Raw genomic sequence first — 19,961 nt, 5'->3', positions numbered from 1 at the left:
GGTGTTTTTTTCTGTTATCGAGGACCTTTCTCATGATCACGGCATTTTTCCTCCTTTTTTTCATACATTAGTTTAAAGGCGAAAGACAAGGGGGATGTCGGATGAATGAAGCGGAGCAAAAGGCTCTGGAATATGCCATTAGTGAAATTACCGAAATAGCAACAGGGTTCGGGTTGGATTTTTACCCGATGCGTTATGAAATTTGCCCTTCAGAAATCATTTATACATTTGGTGCCTATGGGATGCCTACCCGTTTTTCTCATTGGAGCTTTGGGAAGCAATTTCATAAAATGAAGCTGCAGTACGACTTTGGATTAAGTAAGATCTATGAACTGGTCATTAACTCTGATCCTTGTTACGCTTTTCTGCTGGACTCCAATTCACTTGTACAAAATAAATTGATTGTTGCCCACGTTTTGGCGCATTGTGATTTCTTTAAGAATAATATACGTTTCAATAATACTAAGAGAGATATGGTAGAAAGTATGTCGGCAACTGCAGAAAGAATCCGTGAATATGAAATCCTGCATGGCAAAAAGGAAGTGGAAACCTTCCTTGATGCACTTTTAGCCATTGAAGAACATATCGATCCGTCGCTGATGAGACCAAAGCTTGCCTGGACGATGGAGGATGAGGAAGAAGAAGAGGAAATAAAACCGACAGCCACACAATATGATGATTTATGGGACCTTGATAATAAAGATAAACCGAAGAAATCCAACATTAAAAAAAGAAAAAAATTCCCGCCAAGGCCTGAAAAGGATATTATGCTTTTCATAGAACAGTACAGCAGGGATTTAACCGATTGGCAACGGGATATCATGACGATGATCAGGGAAGAGATGCTGTATTTCTGGCCGCAGCTGGAAACGAAAATCATGAACGAAGGCTGGGCTTCGTTCCAATTAAGCGGTTAATACATAATGAAAAAATTAAAAAAACACCATTAATGGTGTTTTTTTATTTAATTCATCACAATTAGATTAGCGTGTATAAGAAGTTAAATTGAATTTTTTACTTTTCAATTAATTAGATATATCTCGATCTCCTCAGCACTCTTCACAACAATCCGATCAATAATCTCTTTAAGAAGCAACTTAGTTTCCACAACAGGCAATTGTTCCAGCGCGTCAACTAATGTTTTCAATTTAGCCTTCATTTCTTCAGCAACCTGACCTGGATTCATTTCTTGTACTTTTGTCTTCTCTATGACACCTAATAGATCATCTAACTTTTTCTTTTCCATTTCTAAATCATTAAGTTCAATAAGACCTGCGGTGTAGGCTTCAACCTTTCGGTGATAGCGCTTTTTGGCTATGTATATTTTTTGCTGTAATGATGTAGAGGTAACTGTATCTTTGGAAGGTTTTACGTCTGGAACAAATTGTAGAGTAAAGTCCTTAGATAAGTTGTATAAGCTTTCCTTGAAAAATTGTTCAAGTTCTTTTGCTCGATATACTTTTCCCGAACAAGTCCCTTTGTTTTTGTTAGCTGAGCATCGGTAAACACCATATTTGCTGTTTTTTGACCCTGCACGATCATGGCTCATGCCCCCACCACATATTCCACATTTGAGTAAACCACTTAACAAATATGAACTTCTTTGAGAACGACTTGGTAAAGAACGTTCTTGTGATTTGATCTGTACTCTTTCCCATATGTCTGGATCGATAATGGAGATATGTGTATTCTCTTGAATAATCCACTTTTCAACGTCATTTTCTGTTCTTTTGGGGCTACTCCCGTTTTTACGATTCCAGACGGTAGTTCCTTTATAGGCGGGATTGGTCAACATGAGTTTAATTGTTCGATTCCACCATTCCTTGCCTGTACTTGATGGAACGCCCTCTTCGTTAAGAAGTTTAGCAATTGCATAAAATCCTAAATTATCATCTAAGTATAAGCTGAAAATGCGCCGCACAACCTTCGCTTCGCTTTCATCAATTACTAATTCTTTATCCACTAGTTTATAGCCGAATGGAGGCTGAGTAAGCCATTGTCCTTTCTTTGCTGCATGAAACATATTATCGATTACTCGTTCACGGATCCTTTCTCTTTCGAACTCGGCTACGGCGCCTAAAACTTGAAGGGTCAGCCGACCAGATGGTGTATTAGTATCGAAACTCTCACTAATGGAGATAAAGGAAACGCCGTGAGATTGAAATAACTCAATTAGAATCAATAGATCCTGAAGTTTTCGGCTGAACCTATCCAATTTGGTTACGATTACCTTTGAGATTTGATCATCCTTGACAGCTTCAATCAAGGCCTGCAATTGAGGTCTTTTGATGTTTTTAGCTGAAAATCCCTCATCTATAAAATATCGCAAGGAATGATTCCAACCCATTGCGTAAAAGTAAGATTCCAAGCGATTTTTTTGTTCATCCAGAGAGAGTCCTTCTCGTGCCTGTTCATCAGTTGAAACCCTAGTGTAAATTGCAATATCTCGTAAATCAGAGTCATCAGATTGACTAAACATTGCGATTCCCCCATTCTGTTTGTCCATTATATGAGTGCATTTCTTTTCTTATGAAATCTGTGTTATCCAATTCTCCTTAACGCATAAAGTGTACAAAGGGGGATGAATGAATGACGCAGGAAAAACCGAGAGTCGTTTTTTATTGGAATGATCAATCCTTTTGCCAATTACATGAACTACCTTTAATCGAGCAGGAAAGCTTAACAAAAAGATTAGTAAAATGGGAAGAAAAAATATGGATTTCTGCCTATGGCCACCTACTCCAAGAGATGGACCCCGACCAAAAGCTGGAGATTACTATCCACTCTAAAGGTTCTTTGCCTTTATTAGAATGAGATAAAAAAGATATTTTATTCATTTATATGAACAAATGTTCATATAAATGAATGATTTTCTTTTGTTGGTACATACTAACAAAAGGAAGGTGATTATAATGGGACGAAAGAAAAAGAAACAGGAACCGTTGGAATTCGGAGCCGTTCAAATTGTGTACAACCCTTTGGTTGAAAAAGAATGGATGAACATAATCGTTAATTTTGCGGAAAGGGAGATACGCGATGAATTAAAAAGAGGAGGTTTAGAAGGTGACTAAGACAGTCATTTATTCTCGTCAATCCCTAGATAAAGATAAACAAAAAAACTCTACCGATGTCCAAAAAGCGGAATGCTTAAAGTATGCACAAGCGAAAGGGTGGCTTGTGCATGAATACTTTGATGAGGGGGATAAATCGGCTAGGATAACTGGCATAGAGGCAAGACCCGTTTTACAACGATTACTTTTTGATGCGAAAGAGGGCAATATATCCCGTTTAATTGTCTACAAACGAGATCGATTAGCACGAAATGTGGAACAGTATTTAACGATTTTGAATCGTCTTCAAGCAGCTAATGTTGAAATCCATTTTGCTGCGGATAACGAACCACCAATTATTCAGGGGCATATTGGGGAGTTTGTAGAAGTCATTTTGGCAGGATTAGCTCAGCAAGAGGGGGAGAATATTTACCGCCGTCAGACGGAAGCAAAGCAATACCTCGCTAGCATAGGGGTTAAGGTGGCAGGCTCTCCTACATTTGGTTATACATTATGGAAAAATTTGAGCGCGGATGAAAAGATAATGTACGCAAATTCGGATACAGAAGTTAATGAAAAGCAAATTGTCAAAAGGGATGAAGCTACAATCGTTAAGCAAATGTATGAACAATTTAACATTCATTGGAGTAGAGAAAAAAAATTAAAAAACATCCTGATCGAGATGAAGGAGAAAAACAATGATTTAGCTAACGTAACCACCAGTGATTTAAGAAAATGGATTCCTCGTATAATTCATAAAGGATGGCTCATACAAAAAGTTGGTGGGAAGACATTTGATTATTATGATGAGAATTGGAGAATCATTGAAGAGGATTCATGGGAAGAAGCTAATTGGAAGCTCCGCTTAACTGATCCTAAAATAGATGACGAAGAAAAAGATCCTTATCAAGCACTGTTAGTTAATAAGATAAGGTGTTCTTATTGTCAGCCCTTAAAAGAAGACGATGAGGAGAGTAAGATATTTTTCACAAAGAAGAATTCTTATTATCGCTGTATCACATGTGGGAGAAGCATTCCCATTAAAAAGTTCGACCAGTTTGTAATGGAAATATTAATTAGTGATTTAAAAGAAATGGCACATACTCGTTTTGATTCTATAAAAAGACTCATTGAAGTCCGTTTTTTAGATAACCCTTTAAAGAAGGAAAAAGAGCTTAAAAAAGTTCTTCTTCATTTTGAGCAAGAGATTCATGAACAAGTGAAAAACAACCTTGATGATTTTGAAGATAATAATAAGGTTGCAGATTTAGTCGATCAATACAAAACAACACATAAGAAGTTACTGAGTATACAGACAAGTATATATCAGCTCAAAACCGCCATTTCAGAATTTAAGAACTTCCGCTTCATTGAAGAATTGAGCCTTGAGACATTACTGTATAAACATCAGGAAACTTTACTGGGAACTCTTGATGAGATTATATATTCAGATGAAGAGACCGTCTTTGAATATAAAGATTTCATCGTTAATTAAAATCAGGCAGGAGGAATCTTGTGGAGAAGAAAAAAATTACCGAAGAAGATTTTTTAAAGGGTAGAAAATTAGCTGTATATAAACGTGTATCCACAGAAGATCAAGACCTGGAAAAAAGACAGAATCAGGTAATTAATAATTATCTAAATAAACACGGGATGAATCTAAGTGATTTTAAATCTTTTCCAGAGACGGGCTCTGCTTATTCCAAAAAACAACGTCCTGAGTTTCAAAAATTACTCCAAATGGCAAAAAGGAAAGAAATTGATGGCATTATTGTTTCCGATGGAGACAGGCTCTCACGTCAAACAAAGGAACATTTTGAATTAAGAAAACTCTTTGACGAGCTTGGTTTACCCGTAATCATAGCCTCAAAGGGAGAATTGTATAAGAAGTCGGAAACGCAGGAATTAATTAAACACCTAATTGAAGATGGTCTCAGCAAGTTAGAGTCTGATAACAATTCAACAAGGACAAGAGATACCTTGGAGAACCTAAGATCTAAAGGACGTTTCACGGGTGGAGCTATCCCCTATGGATATACATCCATTAAGAAAAAACCAGAGGAAAAACCAGAGGACGATAAGGCTAAAAAGGCTAAGGCTAAAAAGGATCTTAATAAGGTAATAGGAATCAATCCTGATCTAGACAAATTAAAAGTAGTAAAAGAAATATTTGATTCTTATCAAGGCGGAGGAACTTTCAGTAAAATTGCAAATAAACTTAAAAAGGACAGACCAAGCGAAAAATGGACATATAAAAAGGTACGCTATATTATTTCAAATCCATTTTATACGGGACATTTGGTGTACCATCGTAAATCAGGGAGCCATAGTTTTAACCCCATAGAAGAATGGAATTGGATGCCGTGTGATTGGTTTAAAGATACTCCGCCTATATCCAAAGAGCAATGGTTAGCCTGTTGGAAAAAGTACCAAGATTCTAAGAATGATAATCCATATTACCTTCACACTTCCTACTCTTTTCAAGGCATCCTTTCATGTAGTTGTGGAAAGCTGATGAGGGGAGTGGATCAACGAACAAAAAACAAAACGTATGGATATCGTTATTATAAGTGTCCTTGCGGTCAAAAAGTGAATGCGGATAAATTACACGATTTGTTCCGTTCTTTTTATAAAACCCTTCCACTGCCATTAGAAAAGGTCGTCACCGAATTATTTCAGCGTTTCACGAAAGAGTATGAGACCAAATCCATTCGAGTCTCGGAGTGGGAAAGTAAATTAGAAATGGAAGAAGAGTTTCTTCATAAGCTGCTTAAGGTAAATCGAGTGGCTAAAGCTGAGCATGTGTATTTGAAAGAATCTGAAGAAGTTAAAGATCTTGCCTTTTTAATTTCAAAGAAAAGAGCAGAAGAATCCATTAACAAACTGAAAATAAATATAAACGGTGAAAGGCGTTTTTTAGCTGAACTTCATGAAATGTTGAAGCATACAGAACGCCTCTCTTCACTATTTAAAACAAGTCTAAACATCATCGAAGAAGAAGACCCTCTTTTTTTAAGAACGTTAGTGCTTTGTATGGTAAAAGAATGTAGTTACCAAGAAAATAAAGTAATGCTAACTTTTCATTTGATGCCTCCTCAAACTTTTCACTGTAAAAATGAATAAAAAAAATGAGCCTATGTGGGCTCTTTTTTTATGTACTCCTTTTAATTTCTTTTTTTAGATACTCTAAAAATCTACAATTTAGCAAAAATATAAATTAACCAGTAAAAAAACTTTCTATTACTTTATGTTATTTTACGTTTTATTTCTTTATTTAATTTTAGTTTTCCTTATAAATGTTAGGAATTTCTCGGTAGATTGGACAAGCTTAATAAATAGCTCGAGGGACAAGTACAAATAGGATCCTATTTGTACTTGTCCCTCGAGAAATATGTTTCTAGATTGGACGAGCTGTTGCTGTATCTAGTGTATTTGTAGAACTTTGTAATATTTTGAATTATTAAATATAATCCTGTCTTATATTTCTCGGCAAATAAAGATAAATGATGTTTATTTCTCGGTAAATAGGTAAAGTTACAATAGTAATTTTACATCAGTAATTTTATTTGGGTAAATATATCTTTGTTACATTGGAACACAAATTGTGACTGTTAGATAAAGTACATTAGATTACACAGGTAACATTAAAAGTGTGATGTTACGTTAATGAATTTACATAAATGATTTTACAGAGTTAATGTAACTTTAAAAATTGAAAAATACTGATGTATTGCATATTTGACCTAATCGTCCTCATATAAATTTACTGAGTGATGACGGGGGGAGAAAAGAGTGGGTCGATATTTTAATGTTCATGAAGCTTTGAAAATATTAAATGACCATTATGTAACCGATTCAATTAAGATGGTCACCAGGTGGATACGCGAAGGGAAAATTCTTGCGCAGCGGACAGAGAATAGAAAAGAAGGTTGGAGAATTGAAGAAGGTGATCTTCTGGACTTTATTACAAATTATAATCCAGGCATTGTTCAGTATATAGATAATTATCGACTGCATAATGGCATAGTTCCACTAGGTGATATTGAAAAGGATGTTGATGTATCAACTGGAAATAACATAAATAAAACAACGAAAGATACACGAACAAGTGAGGACAAATATTATAATCATGAGAAGGAAATAGGGGAGTTAAAGAAACAGATTAATATTGTACTTTCTAGAATAGAGGAGGAGGATGCTAAAGCAAAAGATAATGACAAGCAAATCCGAAATTTAAAACAACAGTTCAATGAAGTGAAAGAAAGTGTGAAGGTAACTATTAGAGAAGAGATGCGTGCTGCAATCAGTGAAATGAAGGAAAGCATGAAACCTGAAAGCATTTCAAATATTAGGCCAAAAAATGATGAAGATGATAACGCTGAAATCAATGAGGGTGGAAGAACAAGAGAAATCGGGAGAAGAGATAAAAAATATGAAATTAGTTTTGAAGACTTTAAGAATTATTGTTTAAAAGACCTAAGTGCTGATGAGATAGCTGATTATCAACAAGAAATCATGGAATATTATGAAGAGCTTGTTGAGGAAAATTGGGTTAAAAAAATTCATATTAGGGAGGATGGCTCAACCTATTGTCCCTTTGATAAAGAAAAGAAAATTAAGCATAAGTATCCAAAGGTAATGATGAAGGAAGGCATACGAAAATTTATAGATTTAATTGAAGGTAAGGATAATCCAAAAGGTGAGGGTAAAGAAATCGATCCATCGAATACTATTTCAAATTTAGAGTTTGGAAATACGTCTAAGACGGTACCGAATGATTTTTAAACGATGGTGTTGTTACCATTGATTTTTCTATATTGATAACCTTCTTTAATTGAAGTTTTAAATTAGCTTAGCCGATAAGTTTGTCCTATCTACTTTATATAAAACCACATATATTTCTCTCCTTTGTAGATATACAGAGTTCCAGCCCATTTCTTTGGGATTTTTTTAGTTTTATAATAATCATGATAATATGAACTCAATAGTTGCCATGGATTTTGATGGTTTACTAATCTCCAATAGTGTGATGATGGAACTGGAAAGGCATTACGGTATTTGATAGTACCTGGAGACATTGCATAATAAAGCTCCATTGGCTTATTCCAATCCATATCATGAATAGTCCCCTTAAAAAATAAGGTACCTTCTTTTTTATACCGTTGAAGCTTTCTTTTCAGTGTTAAAATGTGCTTATCTTGAAGCTTTTCCAACATTTCTTTTACTGACATCCTTTTCATAGGTCAAGCCTCCTTAATTGTTGTTAAAATAAGTTTAACCAAAAAAATAACCATTTATTCATATTAATAAACGGTTGTTTACTAATATGAATAAATGGTAAAACTATACATATACTGTTTAGTAAGTTATTTAGTCCGCTCTTTAAACCACTCTATGCTATTCTCAATATTTTGGAGTAGAAACTCAGCATATAATGGATCTCTTTTTTCAAGTTCTGTAATATGTTGTTCAATACGCTTCATACGTTGGGAAAAGGAAGACGTTGAATCGATTGGCAATACTTTTAGCTCTTCTTGAATTTTCTCTAGAATATCTAATTTAATGGTGTCGGATTTTCCTGTTTCTAAATTGCTCAAATATCCTGCTGACACATGAAGTTCTTTTGCAAATTCATTTAATCCTTTTCCATTTCGTACTCTTAATTGCCGAATTTGTTGACCTAAATGTTCCAGCATCATTTTCAACCTCCATCACAATTAGCACTTATCTAAGATTCTTTGTTCATCAAGGGACGTCCTATAACTTATTTACTTATTCGGAATGGTGGGACAAAATACCTTTATGTATTAAAAAAAGCTTTTTTAATAACAAAATAATCTTGCTATCATTGAGAAATATCTTGGTTAAAGAAGAAGGATTGATCTTAATTAGAAATTGCAATATAACTGCTGCATTATTGAATACTTTTTTCTAACATGAGATTAGTTCATTAAAGGAGATAGAAATTACTATGCTTCATTATACTCAACTAACAGACAAATCACAGGAACTGATCTTTAGCTGGGTAGGTTAGTTGAAGAAGGGAATCTCCTTATTTGAATTGTTCCATTAGATTGAGCAAATGTTAACGGCTAATCAATTCCTTTAATTGAGTAACCCTGAGTATTAGAACATTTCTTTAACATAGTGAATAGGATAATTTAAAAAATCTTTGAAGGCGTTGAGAAAAATGTACGATGCTCCTTTTTCGTATCCCCACCAATATCAATATCCAAATCCTTATTATTTTAATGAACCAATAAATAACAATATAATACAGCCCAAATACTGTACTACACATGATGTTGCTAACCGATTGGATTTTTTTCAATCATCAATTGGAAGAAATGAAATCGGATTAAAAGATTATGGGCGGGAACCATTTGTAATCAATATTAATGAAGCTACAAAACAAAACAATAACTTCCGTACCGCATTATGGACAGGAAATCATTTTCAAGTTACATTGATGAGTCTTAAAGCTGGGGAAGATATCGGTTTAGAAATGCACCCTAACGTTGACCAATTTTTACGCATTGAACAAGGTCAAGGGATTGTTCAAATGGGCAAAAGAAAAGATAATTTAAACTTTGTACGTAATGTTTATGATGATTCTGCCATTATGATACCTGCTGGAACATGGCATAATGTAACCAATACAGGTAATTTCCCGTTGAAAATTTATTCTATATACGCACCTCCACAACATCCATTTGGCACGGTTCATGTAACTAAAGCAGATGCTTTGGATGCAGAACAACATTCTGACTGTGAAATGCACTATTCTCGTCCAACAAAGTATCCAAATAGGATTCAAACTAATAACATTGTAAAAACTAGCTTTTCTAAAGAGGAAGCAGCAGCGGTCGCTTTACTTTTAGGCATTGATTTTAATAAAAGCAAGTTTAATTTAGATGAGTTTTGGATGGGAGTAAATACCGAGCTTGAACATGGAAAAGTATCCAGCCAAACAAATGTAACTGGTGATGATCCTATTATAACGGGGAAAATTGCCCTAGCTCATCTTCACGAGTTTCCTGATTACTACAAAAGACTTAAGGTGCTTGAAGAAGAAGCAAAAGCCTATTGGAACATGGCTTAATAGAATGCCTAAATGATAAGTACAACTCATTTTTTTAAGCGAGTTTGTGAAATATTTTATTTAAGCCAACGGGTTCGTTAGCTTAAGATCGGAGCTGTCTTTTAGGCAGCTTTTTCTTTATGCTACTATCGGGGCAGTTTAATGTGGAAATATAGTGCCCACATTATGAGGGTGGAGCCAATATCCCATCTTAAGGTGGCGGTCAAATGGTGAGGTATACCCTGAAACAGGGTATACCCAGGACTCATTTTTTCTTTTTTTTATCCAAAAAGTCCAAAAGGAAGGAACCAAACATTGCGTAGAACCCTATTACAAGAAGGCAGTAACTTGGAATGTCTCCTCTCACGAATAAGAAAATTGCAAATAACAAGTACGGAATTGTTAAAATGATTCGCAACTTTGTCACATGGTCACCTCCATGCACATTGGTTTCCTTGGGAACTCATTTTATTCATCATAAAACCTCTTTGTGTTCGCAATATTCCGCTAATTAAGTGCGAAGTACTATGTGCGCCAGCTGGTATGTGATGAGCAAAATTTACTCACCAAATGAAAAAAATAAGGACTAACCAAGTTGATTAGTCCTCACATTGTCGCTGATAATATTTCTTCTAGGGTGCTGGGGAAATTATGCTTTTAATCAGTAGTTATCTCTCGTATTCCTTCATTAATGTCAAAAAGTTTTCCTTCTATGCCTTGAAGGTAAATTCCCTCATCTAATTTTTTAATTTCCAAAAGATTTAACAAAAGCAACAAAAGCAACAAAAGCAACAGAATACCAAAGATATACAAGCTAAAAGTATGCACCTTTTTCATAGTTGTTTCTATCTCCTTTTGTTGAGGATGCTTTGATTAGAAGTATTATATATCCAAATTTCTTGATTATGTTTATTCTTATGCTCTTTATCTTTTTATCTTTCCAAGCAAAATTACTGTATTAAAGTTAATTATTTTACAAACTTTAATTTAAATCTTTTTCACACCTTTAATAGTTGAAAAGGGTATTCTATGTATTTGTTCGTCCACATCAATCACGCGTATATGTCTGTTCATTTGATCCACATAATGTACCAATCCTTCTACGCTACTCAGCCGATTATTCTGGTATAGCGTAAAAGAAATCGGAAAAGTAAACTCCATCGAAGCAGCAATTAAATCATTCATCTCCTCCAGGTGTTGTTCATCCAACACGGGTTCAGGTTCATCGTAGTATTCCTCGCCAAAATATTGCCGTAACATTTTTATATGTTCAGGTAGCATCAGACTGGTCCATTTAATATTTCCTCTGTCTCGAATGGTCATCTAAATCACTCCTTATTTTGATTATAAACGAACGTACGTTCCTTGTGAATGGCTTTTTAAGTTGGTGATACAAGTTAGAACGAATCATTGGTATGAATCATCAAAATCATGCATATCAATTATGTTAAATAGACATGCTTCTTCATTATAAAAAGTGGGTGTTCATTTATGATGTATAAAACGCACCTGGCTACATCAATTGCACTAAGTGCAGCATTGGTTTCAACTGTTTCTTATCCATTTACAATTGGTTTTTTAGCGGGTGTGTCTTTGGGAAGTTTATTGCCAGACATAGATGAACCTAATTCTTTTATTGGAAGGCGTTCGTTTGGTTTAGCGGTAATCATAAAAAGAAAGTTTGGTCACAGAGGAATTACCCATTCGCTATGTATGTGGATTTGTCTTTTACTTTTCTTATTATTGTTAGTACCTAATCCATTCACACTAGGTATTAGTCTTGGTTATTTCTTTCATATATTGGGCGATTACTTTTCTGTTTCTGGCGTACCTTTATTTTCCCCAATTGATAATGTGCGTAGAAAATCTCCTCTAACATATAAAACTTCAGGAAAAGTTGAAACGGTAATATATTATGTTGCAATCCTGATTTCCTTATTTTTTATTTTAGACGATAAAATGCTGACTCCATTTATTCAATCTGTTTCGGAATTAGTAACTGGCTTTTTGAGTCTTTTCTCCCAGACACTCGGCTAGAATGGCGATGGTGATTAATATAATAAGTGAGTGATAGGAGGGAGAATTTGGGGAAGCATCTGCATGAATCTTTTTTGAACGGAAAAAAAATTTCTGAATCTCCAGCTAAATTAGCGGACCTTAAGTATCTGATTAAACAAGAGCGAGACCTAGATGATGAGATCCTAAAAGAATTTCCGTTGGAGGATTACGGGGATTTAAATAACTTTCTCAGTGTACTTGGGAGTAAAGAATTAATCGAACAATTTATAAAGATTGATAACAGAAAGTTAGATATTAAAGAAAAGCTAGAAAATGTCTTTATAGATAAGGTCTCTTCCAATAACCAATTAGTCTTGCTGTTTACTGAGGATTCTTTAAATGCAGAAGGCGTCTATCGATTTACTTATGAGTATTTGGATATGGCATTTCAAATGGGAAAATTCTCTTCTTATTGCTTAGTAAATGATTTAGAACAGCTATTGGTTGATACTACTCGGAAACTTTGTAAATCACAGCCGCTGAAAGAATTCCAGTATCGACTAATCGAAGAGAATGAAGAATGGCTAATTAGGGGAGTTACATCGGTTAGGTACAATAACTACGACAATCATCTTGCCATTTATTTGACACTATTAGCATTACATAATCATGCACAGGCAACTCATCAATGGTACTCATTAGATAAGGCTTATATAAGTGATTCGGAGATTGTCATTATGTTCGACGCAATGATCCCTAGAAAAATTGTGGGCGTTGGAAATTTATATGTTGGTTTAATCCTGACAAATAATGAAATTAAAGAAAAGGTTTTTTCCTTAGAGTACCGTTTTCGTTTGGTAGATGAGGATGGTAATGAATTTGGTGCTATACCTGAGGGTGAGGAGCCAATATTTACGATAAGGCATGATAGCAGTGTAAATAATGTTAAGGATAAACTAAAACAACTAAAAAATATAGATAAATTTAAAGATCGAATAGTCGAGTTAGTTTTAGCTATTTCTCATAGCCCGTATTTATCTGAGGACAGGATTTTTGATATCTTTAAGAAAATTAAGCTATCCCGCACTAAATATTCACCTGAAACAAAACAGGTGTTTAAGAATTTACAAGAAGAACAACTCATCGATAACAGTTTACATATCATTAAAGCATTTAATCGCTTAAATGAACTAGTAACAGATGTCGAAGAAAAAATTCATCTAGAAAGACTATTTTTTAAAGTTTGTATGGATATAAAAAAAGAGAGATCGAGAAAAAAAAGTTAGTACATGAGAGAGAGTAACAACTAATTACAGGTGGGGAATTTTCGCTATTTCAAAGGACAACTTAACTTAATATTGTTGTTCCGTCATTTTCTTCTCTCTTTCTCATATTATGTGAGAAGAGGATTAAGGGGGGAACTATGTGAAAGTAGATGAACAAGAGGCTTTGAGTCGGGCGATTGATGAAATAACAGAGATTGCCAAGGGTGTTGGATTGGATTTTTATCCGATGAGATACGAAATTTGTCCAAGTGAAATCATTTATACGTTCGGTGCTTACGGTATGCCAACGCGTTATTCCCATTGGAGCTTTGGAAAACAATTTCATAAGATGAAGTTACAATATGATTTTGGTTTGAGTAAAATTTATGAATTAGTTATTAACTCTAATCCTTGTTACGCCTTTTTATTAGACTCTAATTCGTTAATTCAAAATAAGTTAATTGTGGCTCATGTCTTGGCACATTGTGATTTCTTCAAAAATAATATTCGTTTTCAAAATACAAATCGAGATATGGTGGAAAGTATGGCTGCGACAGCAAATCGCATTCACCAATATGAAATCCAATATGGAAAGAAAGAGGTTGAAACGTTTTTAGATGCGGTATTAGCGATCGAGGAGCATATTGATCCTGCTCTTCTCCGTCCTGCTTCCACCATCACATTTGAGGATGAAGAGGAAGAAGTAAAACATGTGGTTACCCCTTACGATGATTTATGGGGATTAGAGAAAACAGCAGGACCAAAACAAAACTCATCAGTAAGGAAGGACGGGAAATTTCCTCCACAGCCACAAAAGGACCTATTGTTATTTATTCAGCAATACAGTCATGAACTAGAGGACTGGCAGCGTGATATCTTGACCATGATGCGTGAGGAGATGCTTTATTTCTGGCCGCAACTTGAAACGAAAATTTTAAATGAGGGTTGGGCTAGCTATTGGCACCAACGGATTCTTCGGGAAATGGACTTAACATCTGGTGAATCAATTGAGTTTGCGAAGCTAAACGCTGGAGTTGTACAACCTTCACCAACAAGTATCAATCCCTATTATTTAGGCTTGAAAATATTTGAAGACATCGAAGAACGCTATAACAACCCAACAGAAGAAATGATAAGACAAGGTGTGGAGCCAGGATCAGGTCGTCAGCAGATATTCGAAGTGAGGGAAGTGGAATCAGATATTTCCTTTCTACGAAACTACCTAACAAAAGATCTGGTCACAAGGGAAGATATGTACTTATTTCAAAAACAAGGAAAAGACTATAAAGTCGTTGATAAAGATTGGACCCAAGTACGCGATCAACTCGTTAATATGCGGGTCAATGGTGGGTTTCCATACCTCACAGTCCAAGATGGCGATTACATGCGAAACGGTGAGTTGTATTTGAAGCATGAATATGAAGGTATTGAGTTGGATATGAAATATTTGGAGAAGGTCCTTCCATATATTTATCAGCTTTGGGGTAGAGGGGTTAATTTGGAGACGAGGGTTGAGGAGAAAGCCGTTCGATTCTCGTATGACGGAACTAGTATGCACCGTAAAAATCTATAACGAAACTTTAGAAACTACAATAAAACCTTTTTAAAAGAGAATAAAGAGCAATGTGTTCCGAATGGAATTACATTGCTTGTAACTTTTTTTATAGGACGAATTAAGAGAAGACATGTTTCAGCTTTTTATGATTGCTTTGCTTTTGAAGGCTTTGTTAAAGACTAATTTTGATTTTTGAACTAATAAAAGAGACCACCTATTAAGTGGTCTTCTTTAGTGTTAGTTAAACAAGGGACCAACCAACTTATGTTTTCGCACCTGCATTTATGTTCGAAATTGGGACAAAAAAGCCAAGATCAAGATATGTTGACTTGTACAGTTAATGTTTTAGTGTTCTTTGCAAATTGTGACTATAATAACAAAAAAATTAATCATCATCCTCAGTATAAGTATGTTTGCTATTAATTAGTGTCTGTAAATCTCCCCTATAAATTGTATCTTTCAATTCCTGTATCCTAAACGGAATCAAAGGGGAAAGATAGGGAACACCCAAAGATTTAAGGCTTACCATATAAATTATTTGAATTGTTGCAGCGATGATTAATCCGTTAAATCCAAAAAAATTAGCAATAATCAAAAAAAGAGGTCTTAAAGTATTTTCAGCAGCAAGCATTCCTCTGTTAGCGAGTAGAAAACTAGAAATAGTTGTTATACCTACTATTATGAGACTAAGTGGATGAATTAGTTTTGCCGTAACAGCTGTTTCGCCTATTACGATTGTTCCGATTAAGGAAAGCAAAATCACCGAACTTTTCGGAATACGATATGAAGCATCTAATAATATTCTTATGATAAATAAAAGAAGAGCAATTTCCCAAAAGGTTGGTAATAACTCACTTTTAGATATAAGTGCCTTTGAAATTTTGTTAGTTAAATCTTCTTTATGAAAATTTGCTATCGCAATATAAACACCAGGTAAGTATACAGCTAAGAAAAAGCAAATCATTCTTATTATTCGATTTGAAAACCGACCCATTTTTATGTGATATTCATCTGGTGCCTGTAATAAATCCATAAAAAGTGTGGGTGCAATGATAGCATTAGGGAAACCATCTACAATTATTGCTACTTTTCCTTCATATAATGAGGATACAACTCCATCAATTCGTCCTGAAGTTCTTGCTAAATTGAAAATTGTTCTTGGTTTTCCTTCCAATACATCTTCCACAACTTTTGAATTTAATAAATACTTTATTTTTAGACTTTTTAGCCTCTTTCGTACTTCTATTAAAATTCCTTTATCAACAATACCTTCTATAAATAATATTGAAACTGCTGTTTTGGAGATTGTCCCAAATTCCATTGCTTCTACACAGAAATCGGGAGTTTTTATTGTACTTCTTAACAAATTAATATTTGTTTTCATTTGTTCTGTTAGCCCAATAACTGGTCCCTTTGGTGAGCGTTCTCCTAGTGATTCTTCAAGGCTTCTTTCCTTCCAATTGGCTGATGGTATGATAATTCCTTTTCTATACCCATTAATCAATATAATGGTATTTCCTTGTACGATAGCTTCTATTAAGTCTTTGTACTGATTCGTGGTTTTCACATCAGTTGCTTCAATCATTCTTTCGATAACTTGATCAATAAGTGATTCATTAAACTTTACAGTCTTAAACGGCTCTAATAATGGTTTGACAACATATTCCTGTATGCGGTCTGTATCAATAATTCCATCCAAATAGACAATGTTGATTTCGAAAGAACTTTTGAAGCCCGTTTTTATTTTTCTAACGATAAGGTCTGATGTATGGTGAAATGTATTCTTTATATTGCTAATATTTTCTTGAAAACATTCTTGCAATTCATTTTTAATCATTCTATTTCACCCTTAAAGTGTTATTCTCTTTAGCTTGTGGAAATATTTAAAATTTTATCCTTATTCAACTAAACTCCCTCCCGTTAAAAACCTCGGGCAATTGCCGAAGTTTTTTGCATATAAACAAATAAGAACCATAAAGCTTAATAGCAATGTGGTTTGAATAGTAAATTGCATTACAATTTTTCCTCGTATTAACTCTAAATACGAGGAACCCCACTAATGATTTTGCGAAAACGTAATGTTTGTATCACTTAAAATGTGAATTTTATAAATTATAATTGCAAATTGCAAGTATTAGTGTTATAAATTGGATATAGAATAGTTGTAATGAAAAATTTGCGTTTTCAAGGGAAAGGAGAAGGGGAAGGGGAAGGTATGATCATTCGTGAAGCGATAGAAAGGGACATAGAATCCATCAAAGAAATTTACAATCAAGGGATTGAGGATAGAATTGCCACGTTAGAAACGGAACTGAAGGATCAAATCTACATGGAGGAATGGTTTGCCAAACACAGCGGTCGATATAAGGTAATTGTCGCCGAGCAAGATGGAGAAATCGTTGGATGGGCTTCCTTGAATCCATATAACAATCGCGATGCTTATAAAGGGGTTGCCGATTTATCCGTTTATATCTCAAGAGATCATCGAGGAAAAGGGATTGGCGGTTTATTGCTGCAATCCATCGAAAAGCTCGCAACAGAAAATGACTTCAATAAAATTGTGTTATTCACCTTTTCCTTTAACCAGATGGGTCAAGGATTGTACAAAAAACGGGGGTATCGCGAAGTGGGAGTGTTTAAGAACCAGGGAATTTTAGACGGGGAATTTGTCGATGTGATGGCTATGGAGAAATTACTGTAAATAAAAAGGGGGGTAGGGATTTTGACAGTGAACCATTCAAGCGTATTGTCTGTTGGTTATTTTGATGCCTATTTCAAACTGGTTTTAACTTCTCGCGAACCTGTGGTGGAAAAGGCAAAAGAATTCATCGAAACCAACTTTTTTAAAGGAGAAGCGTGCTATTACGGCGAGCAAACTCACCGAAATTTCATGAGGGCTTTTAACAAGCTAAAAGGATCTACAAAAAAAGTTGAATTAAATAGTTGCAAAATGCAAATAATTAGCGTATAAATAAAGTGAGGTGAAAGTAATGGAAAATGAAAACCTTAGAGGTCTCTTCCAACTCTTAACTAGACGTTTTGGATTATTGAATAAAAATTGTTGCAGCGCTGATGGAATTGAGATATCACTCGTTCAAAGCCATATCCTGTATGAAATAAATCGACAAAATAAGGCTTCCATCCAGCAAATTGCAGAAACATTGGGAACGGATATTACGACGTTCAGTCGACAAATCCAATCTCTAATAAAATTGAATTTAGTCACAAAAACCCCTGATGCGGAAGATCGGAGAATTTCTATCCTTTCTCTGACCGATGAAGGCGTGAAAATCAATCAAACCATCGATCAACAAATGAATGATTACTTGAATGAGATCTTTAAGACGATGAATGAGTTTGAAAAGGAATCAGTCGTGCGTTCTCTGACATTGCTTAATGATCGAATGCTGAAGTCTTCCGTATGTTGTACTACTCCTTGGGGGTAGTATAATTTTCCGACAATACTTGCAAATTACAACTTTTTTAAGAAATGATAATATAGGAGGGAATAATGATGGTTCAATTTGATAAAAGTGCATTACCCGTAGCAATCATAGGTGGAGGTCCTGTGGGGCTGGCCGCTGCCGCCCACTTACTAAAAAAAGGGGAGAAGTTTATCGTATTAGAAGCAGGCGACTCGGTTGGTTCCAGTATGCTGGAGTGGGGACACGTCAGAATGTTTTCCCCATGGCAGTATAATATGGATAAAGAAGCAAAGGAATTACTGGAGATCGCTGGTTGGATGTCACCAAACGAAAGTGCTTTGCCAACAGGTCGCGAACTGGTGGAAGAGTACCTTCTTCCACTGAGTAATCTTCCAGAAATAAAAGAAAAGATCATCTTACAGGCAAAAGTAGTCGGCGTTGCCAAAAAGGCTCACGATAAATTAAAAACAGGAAAACGGGATACGGTTCCCTTTCAATTGTATGTAGAAGTGAATGATGACACAACAGTCATTGAAGCAAAAGCAGTGATTGATTCCTCAGGTACTTGGACCAATCCGAACCCTATCCTTTCAAATGGTATCTGGACGAATGCCGAGAGAAAATTACACAATCAAATTCACTATGGCATTCCAAATGTCGTTCAATTAGAAAACAGATATCAAAATAAAACCACCGTGGTGATCGGAAGCGGTCATTCTGCCATAAATGCTCTATTAGATCTGGCCAACTTACAGGAAAAATATACGGATACAAAGATTTACTGGGTTCTTCGTAAAAAACAGATTAATGAAGTGTACGGCGGGCAAGAAAACGATGGCTTGGCGGCTCGTGGAGAATTGGGCATTAGAATTCAGCAATTAGTGGAGTCTGGACGAATCAACATTCTTACTCCCTTTCATATTAACGGAGTGTATCCAACAAATGGTAAAATCTCTGTGATGGGAGAACTAAACGGAGAAGAATTCACACTCTATGATATCGATGAAATCGTTGTGAGTACGGGTTTCAGACCTGATACATCCTTTTTAAATGAAATAAGGATAAACCTTGATTCAGCTGTGGAAAGCATAGAAGAGCTTGCTCCGCTAATTGATCCCAATATTCATAGTTGTGGAACCGTGCGGCCGCATGGTGAACAAGAATTACGACACCCTGAAAAGAACTTCTACATTGTTGGCATGAAGAGTTATGGAAGAGCACCTACATTCTTACTGGCTACTGGCTACGAACAAGTCCGTTCCGTGGTGGCTTATCTCACAGGGGATGTAGAGGGGGCAAAAGAAGTACACTTGGAACTCCCTGAAACAGGAGTTTGCAGTGTGAATCTGACATCTAGCTCATGCGACTCTGATATTCCAGCAACTGAAACGAAGGATGGTTCTTGCTGTGGCAGCCCCGTTCTAGCGAGATTGGAAATTAAAAATAACTCTTGTTGCGAATAAACCAAAAGCAGTCTGATGAACCAGACTGGTTTTTCTAAAGTTATGGTCATTCACTTAAGAGACGTGATTTAGACGTTACGAACAAGGATTACTGAAATTATTTGAATCTCTTATGTATTTAAAT

Annotated in this window: 19 protein-coding genes and 2 pseudogenes; 15 read left to right on the top strand and 6 right to left on the bottom strand. The window is 35.3% G+C overall.

Annotation, left to right across the window (positions count from 1 at the left end; translation table 11 throughout):
* Nucleotides 1–101 precede the first annotated feature (101 nt).
* Nucleotides 102–902, top strand: a pseudogene (locus ACSR9O_RS04010) (SpoVR family protein); the annotation flags it as partial.
* 119 nt (nt 903–1,021) lie between these two features.
* Here the strand turns inward: ACSR9O_RS04010 and ACSR9O_RS04005 are convergent.
* Nucleotides 1,022–2,479, bottom strand: coding sequence for a recombinase family protein (locus ACSR9O_RS04005; RefSeq protein ID WP_491723966.1), 1,458 nt, complete (start codon nt 2,477–2,479; stop codon nt 1,022–1,024).
* Nucleotides 2,480–2,589: 110 nt separating this feature from the next.
* Between ACSR9O_RS04005 and ACSR9O_RS04000 the strand changes: the two genes are divergently transcribed.
* The 5 genes from ACSR9O_RS04000 to ACSR9O_RS03980 all read left to right on the top strand — a co-directional run bounded on the left by ACSR9O_RS04000 (nt 2,590) and on the right by ACSR9O_RS03980 (nt 7,835).
* Complete coding sequence (locus ACSR9O_RS04000) at nt 2,590–2,814, top strand: hypothetical protein (RefSeq protein WP_491723965.1); 225 nt, start codon at nt 2,590–2,592, stop codon at nt 2,812–2,814.
* Nucleotides 2,815–2,912: 98 nt separating this feature from the next.
* The gene (locus ACSR9O_RS03995) at nt 2,913–3,071 is read left to right on the top strand and encodes a hypothetical protein (RefSeq protein WP_491723964.1); all 159 of its coding nucleotides are present in this window, start codon (nt 2,913–2,915) and stop codon (nt 3,069–3,071) included.
* Complete coding sequence (locus tag ACSR9O_RS03990) at nt 3,064–4,545, top strand: recombinase family protein (protein ID WP_491723963.1); 1,482 nt, start codon at nt 3,064–3,066, stop codon at nt 4,543–4,545. The genes ACSR9O_RS03995 and ACSR9O_RS03990 overlap by 8 nt, the downstream gene beginning before the upstream one ends.
* 20 nt (nt 4,546–4,565) lie before the next feature.
* Nucleotides 4,566–6,173 (top strand): recombinase family protein, encoded by a 1,608-nt coding sequence (locus ACSR9O_RS03985; protein ID WP_491723962.1) that lies wholly within the window; start codon nt 4,566–4,568, stop codon nt 6,171–6,173.
* A gap of 669 nt (nt 6,174–6,842) precedes the next feature.
* Complete coding sequence (locus ACSR9O_RS03980) at nt 6,843–7,835, top strand: MerR family transcriptional regulator (protein ID WP_491723961.1); 993 nt, start codon at nt 6,843–6,845, stop codon at nt 7,833–7,835.
* An 89-nt stretch (nt 7,836–7,924) separates the two neighbouring features.
* Here the strand turns inward: ACSR9O_RS03980 and ACSR9O_RS03975 are convergent, their stop codons facing one another.
* Together ACSR9O_RS03975 and ACSR9O_RS03970 are read right to left on the bottom strand one after the other, a co-directional pair.
* Nucleotides 7,925–8,290 carry a hypothetical protein gene (locus ACSR9O_RS03975; RefSeq protein ID WP_491723960.1) on the bottom strand — a complete coding sequence of 122 codons (366 nt, stop codon included), beginning with the start codon at nt 8,288–8,290 and terminating at the stop codon, nt 7,925–7,927.
* 126 nt (nt 8,291–8,416) lie between these two features.
* Complete coding sequence (locus tag ACSR9O_RS03970; protein ID WP_491723959.1) at nt 8,417–8,749, bottom strand: helix-turn-helix domain-containing protein; 333 nt, start codon at nt 8,747–8,749, stop codon at nt 8,417–8,419.
* Between the two features lie 491 nt (nt 8,750–9,240).
* On the opposite strand from ACSR9O_RS03970, the pseudogene ACSR9O_RS03965 reads away from it, so the two are divergent.
* Nucleotides 9,241–9,810, top strand: a pseudogene (locus ACSR9O_RS03965) (cupin domain-containing protein); the annotation flags it as partial.
* Nucleotides 9,811–9,825: 15 nt separating this feature from the next.
* Complete coding sequence (locus tag ACSR9O_RS03960) at nt 9,826–10,152, top strand: DUF5661 family protein (protein ID WP_491725440.1); 327 nt, start codon at nt 9,826–9,828, stop codon at nt 10,150–10,152.
* Nucleotides 10,153–10,788: 636 nt separating this feature from the next.
* Here ACSR9O_RS03960 and ACSR9O_RS03955 read toward each other — a convergent pair.
* Complete coding sequence (locus ACSR9O_RS03955) at nt 10,789–10,968, bottom strand: hypothetical protein (protein ID WP_491723958.1); 180 nt, start codon at nt 10,966–10,968, stop codon at nt 10,789–10,791.
* Between the two features lie 150 nt (nt 10,969–11,118).
* Nucleotides 11,119–11,454, bottom strand: coding sequence for a YolD-like family protein (locus tag ACSR9O_RS03950; protein WP_491723957.1), 336 nt, complete (start codon nt 11,452–11,454; stop codon nt 11,119–11,121).
* A 168-nt stretch (nt 11,455–11,622) separates the two neighbouring features.
* Between ACSR9O_RS03950 and ACSR9O_RS03945 the strand changes: the two genes are divergently transcribed.
* The 3 genes from ACSR9O_RS03945 (at nt 11,623) to ACSR9O_RS03935 (ending at nt 14,967) form a co-directional block, all read left to right on the top strand.
* Complete coding sequence (locus ACSR9O_RS03945; RefSeq protein ID WP_491723956.1) at nt 11,623–12,168, top strand: metal-dependent hydrolase; 546 nt, start codon at nt 11,623–11,625, stop codon at nt 12,166–12,168.
* Between the two features lie 47 nt (nt 12,169–12,215).
* Nucleotides 12,216–13,415 carry a hypothetical protein gene (locus tag ACSR9O_RS03940; protein WP_491723955.1) on the top strand — a complete coding sequence of 400 codons (1,200 nt, stop codon included), beginning with the start codon at nt 12,216–12,218 and terminating at the stop codon, nt 13,413–13,415.
* A gap of 139 nt (nt 13,416–13,554) precedes the next feature.
* Nucleotides 13,555–14,967, top strand: a complete 1,413-nt coding sequence (locus ACSR9O_RS03935; protein ID WP_491723954.1) for a SpoVR family protein — start codon at nt 13,555–13,557, stop codon at nt 14,965–14,967.
* Between the two features lie 367 nt (nt 14,968–15,334).
* On the opposite strand, the gene ACSR9O_RS03930 is transcribed toward ACSR9O_RS03935, so the two are convergent.
* Nucleotides 15,335–16,786: a spore germination protein gene (locus ACSR9O_RS03930; protein WP_161922787.1), complete on the bottom strand. Its 1,452-nt coding sequence runs from the start codon at nt 16,784–16,786 to the stop codon at nt 15,335–15,337.
* A gap of 330 nt (nt 16,787–17,116) precedes the next feature.
* Between ACSR9O_RS03930 and ACSR9O_RS03925 the strand changes: the two genes are divergently transcribed.
* The 4 genes from ACSR9O_RS03925 (at nt 17,117) to ACSR9O_RS03910 (ending at nt 19,837) form a co-directional block, all read left to right on the top strand.
* Nucleotides 17,117–17,650, top strand: coding sequence for an arsinothricin resistance N-acetyltransferase ArsN1 family A (locus ACSR9O_RS03925; protein WP_491723953.1), 534 nt, complete (start codon nt 17,117–17,119; stop codon nt 17,648–17,650).
* Between the two features lie 21 nt (nt 17,651–17,671).
* Nucleotides 17,672–17,920, top strand: a complete 249-nt coding sequence (locus ACSR9O_RS03920; RefSeq protein WP_491723952.1) for a hypothetical protein — start codon at nt 17,672–17,674, stop codon at nt 17,918–17,920.
* A 19-nt stretch (nt 17,921–17,939) separates the two neighbouring features.
* On the top strand, nt 17,940–18,395 hold the full coding sequence (locus ACSR9O_RS03915) for a MarR family winged helix-turn-helix transcriptional regulator (RefSeq protein WP_053344745.1): 456 nt from the start codon (nt 17,940–17,942) through the stop codon (nt 18,393–18,395).
* Between the two features lie 68 nt (nt 18,396–18,463).
* Complete coding sequence (locus ACSR9O_RS03910) at nt 18,464–19,837, top strand: FAD-dependent oxidoreductase (protein WP_491723951.1); 1,374 nt, start codon at nt 18,464–18,466, stop codon at nt 19,835–19,837.
* The last annotated feature ends 124 nt before the right edge of the window (nt 19,838–19,961 follow it).

Source organism: Peribacillus sp. B65, assembly GCF_058513295.1.
Note: the sequence above shows the minus strand (reverse complement) of the source record. Positions and strands in the feature narration are given on the sequence as shown.

Coding starts and splice junctions, on each gene's coding strand:
- ACSR9O_RS04005 (WP_491723966.1), bottom strand. CDS start 2,479: ATGTTTAGTCAATCTGATGACTCTGATTTACGAGATATTGCAATTTAC.
- ACSR9O_RS04000 (WP_491723965.1), top strand. CDS start 2,590: ATGACGCAGGAAAAACCGAGAGTCGTTTTTTATTGGAATGATCAATCC.
- ACSR9O_RS03995 (WP_491723964.1), top strand. CDS start 2,913: ATGGGACGAAAGAAAAAGAAACAGGAACCGTTGGAATTCGGAGCCGTT.
- ACSR9O_RS03975 (WP_491723960.1), bottom strand. CDS start 8,290: ATGAAAAGGATGTCAGTAAAAGAAATGTTGGAAAAGCTTCAAGATAAG.
- ACSR9O_RS03970 (WP_491723959.1), bottom strand. CDS start 8,749: ATGATGCTGGAACATTTAGGTCAACAAATTCGGCAATTAAGAGTACGA.
- ACSR9O_RS03960 (WP_491725440.1), top strand. CDS start 9,826: ATGCACTATTCTCGTCCAACAAAGTATCCAAATAGGATTCAAACTAAT.
- ACSR9O_RS03955 (WP_491723958.1), bottom strand. CDS start 10,968: ATGAAAAAGGTGCATACTTTTAGCTTGTATATCTTTGGTATTCTGTTG.
- ACSR9O_RS03950 (WP_491723957.1), bottom strand. CDS start 11,454: ATGACCATTCGAGACAGAGGAAATATTAAATGGACCAGTCTGATGCTA.
- ACSR9O_RS03945 (WP_491723956.1), top strand. CDS start 11,623: ATGATGTATAAAACGCACCTGGCTACATCAATTGCACTAAGTGCAGCA.
- ACSR9O_RS03930 (WP_161922787.1), bottom strand. CDS start 16,786: ATGATTAAAAATGAATTGCAAGAATGTTTTCAAGAAAATATTAGCAAT.
- ACSR9O_RS03925 (WP_491723953.1), top strand. CDS start 17,117: ATGAAAAATTTGCGTTTTCAAGGGAAAGGAGAAGGGGAAGGGGAAGGT.
- ACSR9O_RS03915 (WP_053344745.1), top strand. CDS start 17,940: ATGGAAAATGAAAACCTTAGAGGTCTCTTCCAACTCTTAACTAGACGT.
- ACSR9O_RS03910 (WP_491723951.1), top strand. CDS start 18,464: ATGGTTCAATTTGATAAAAGTGCATTACCCGTAGCAATCATAGGTGGA.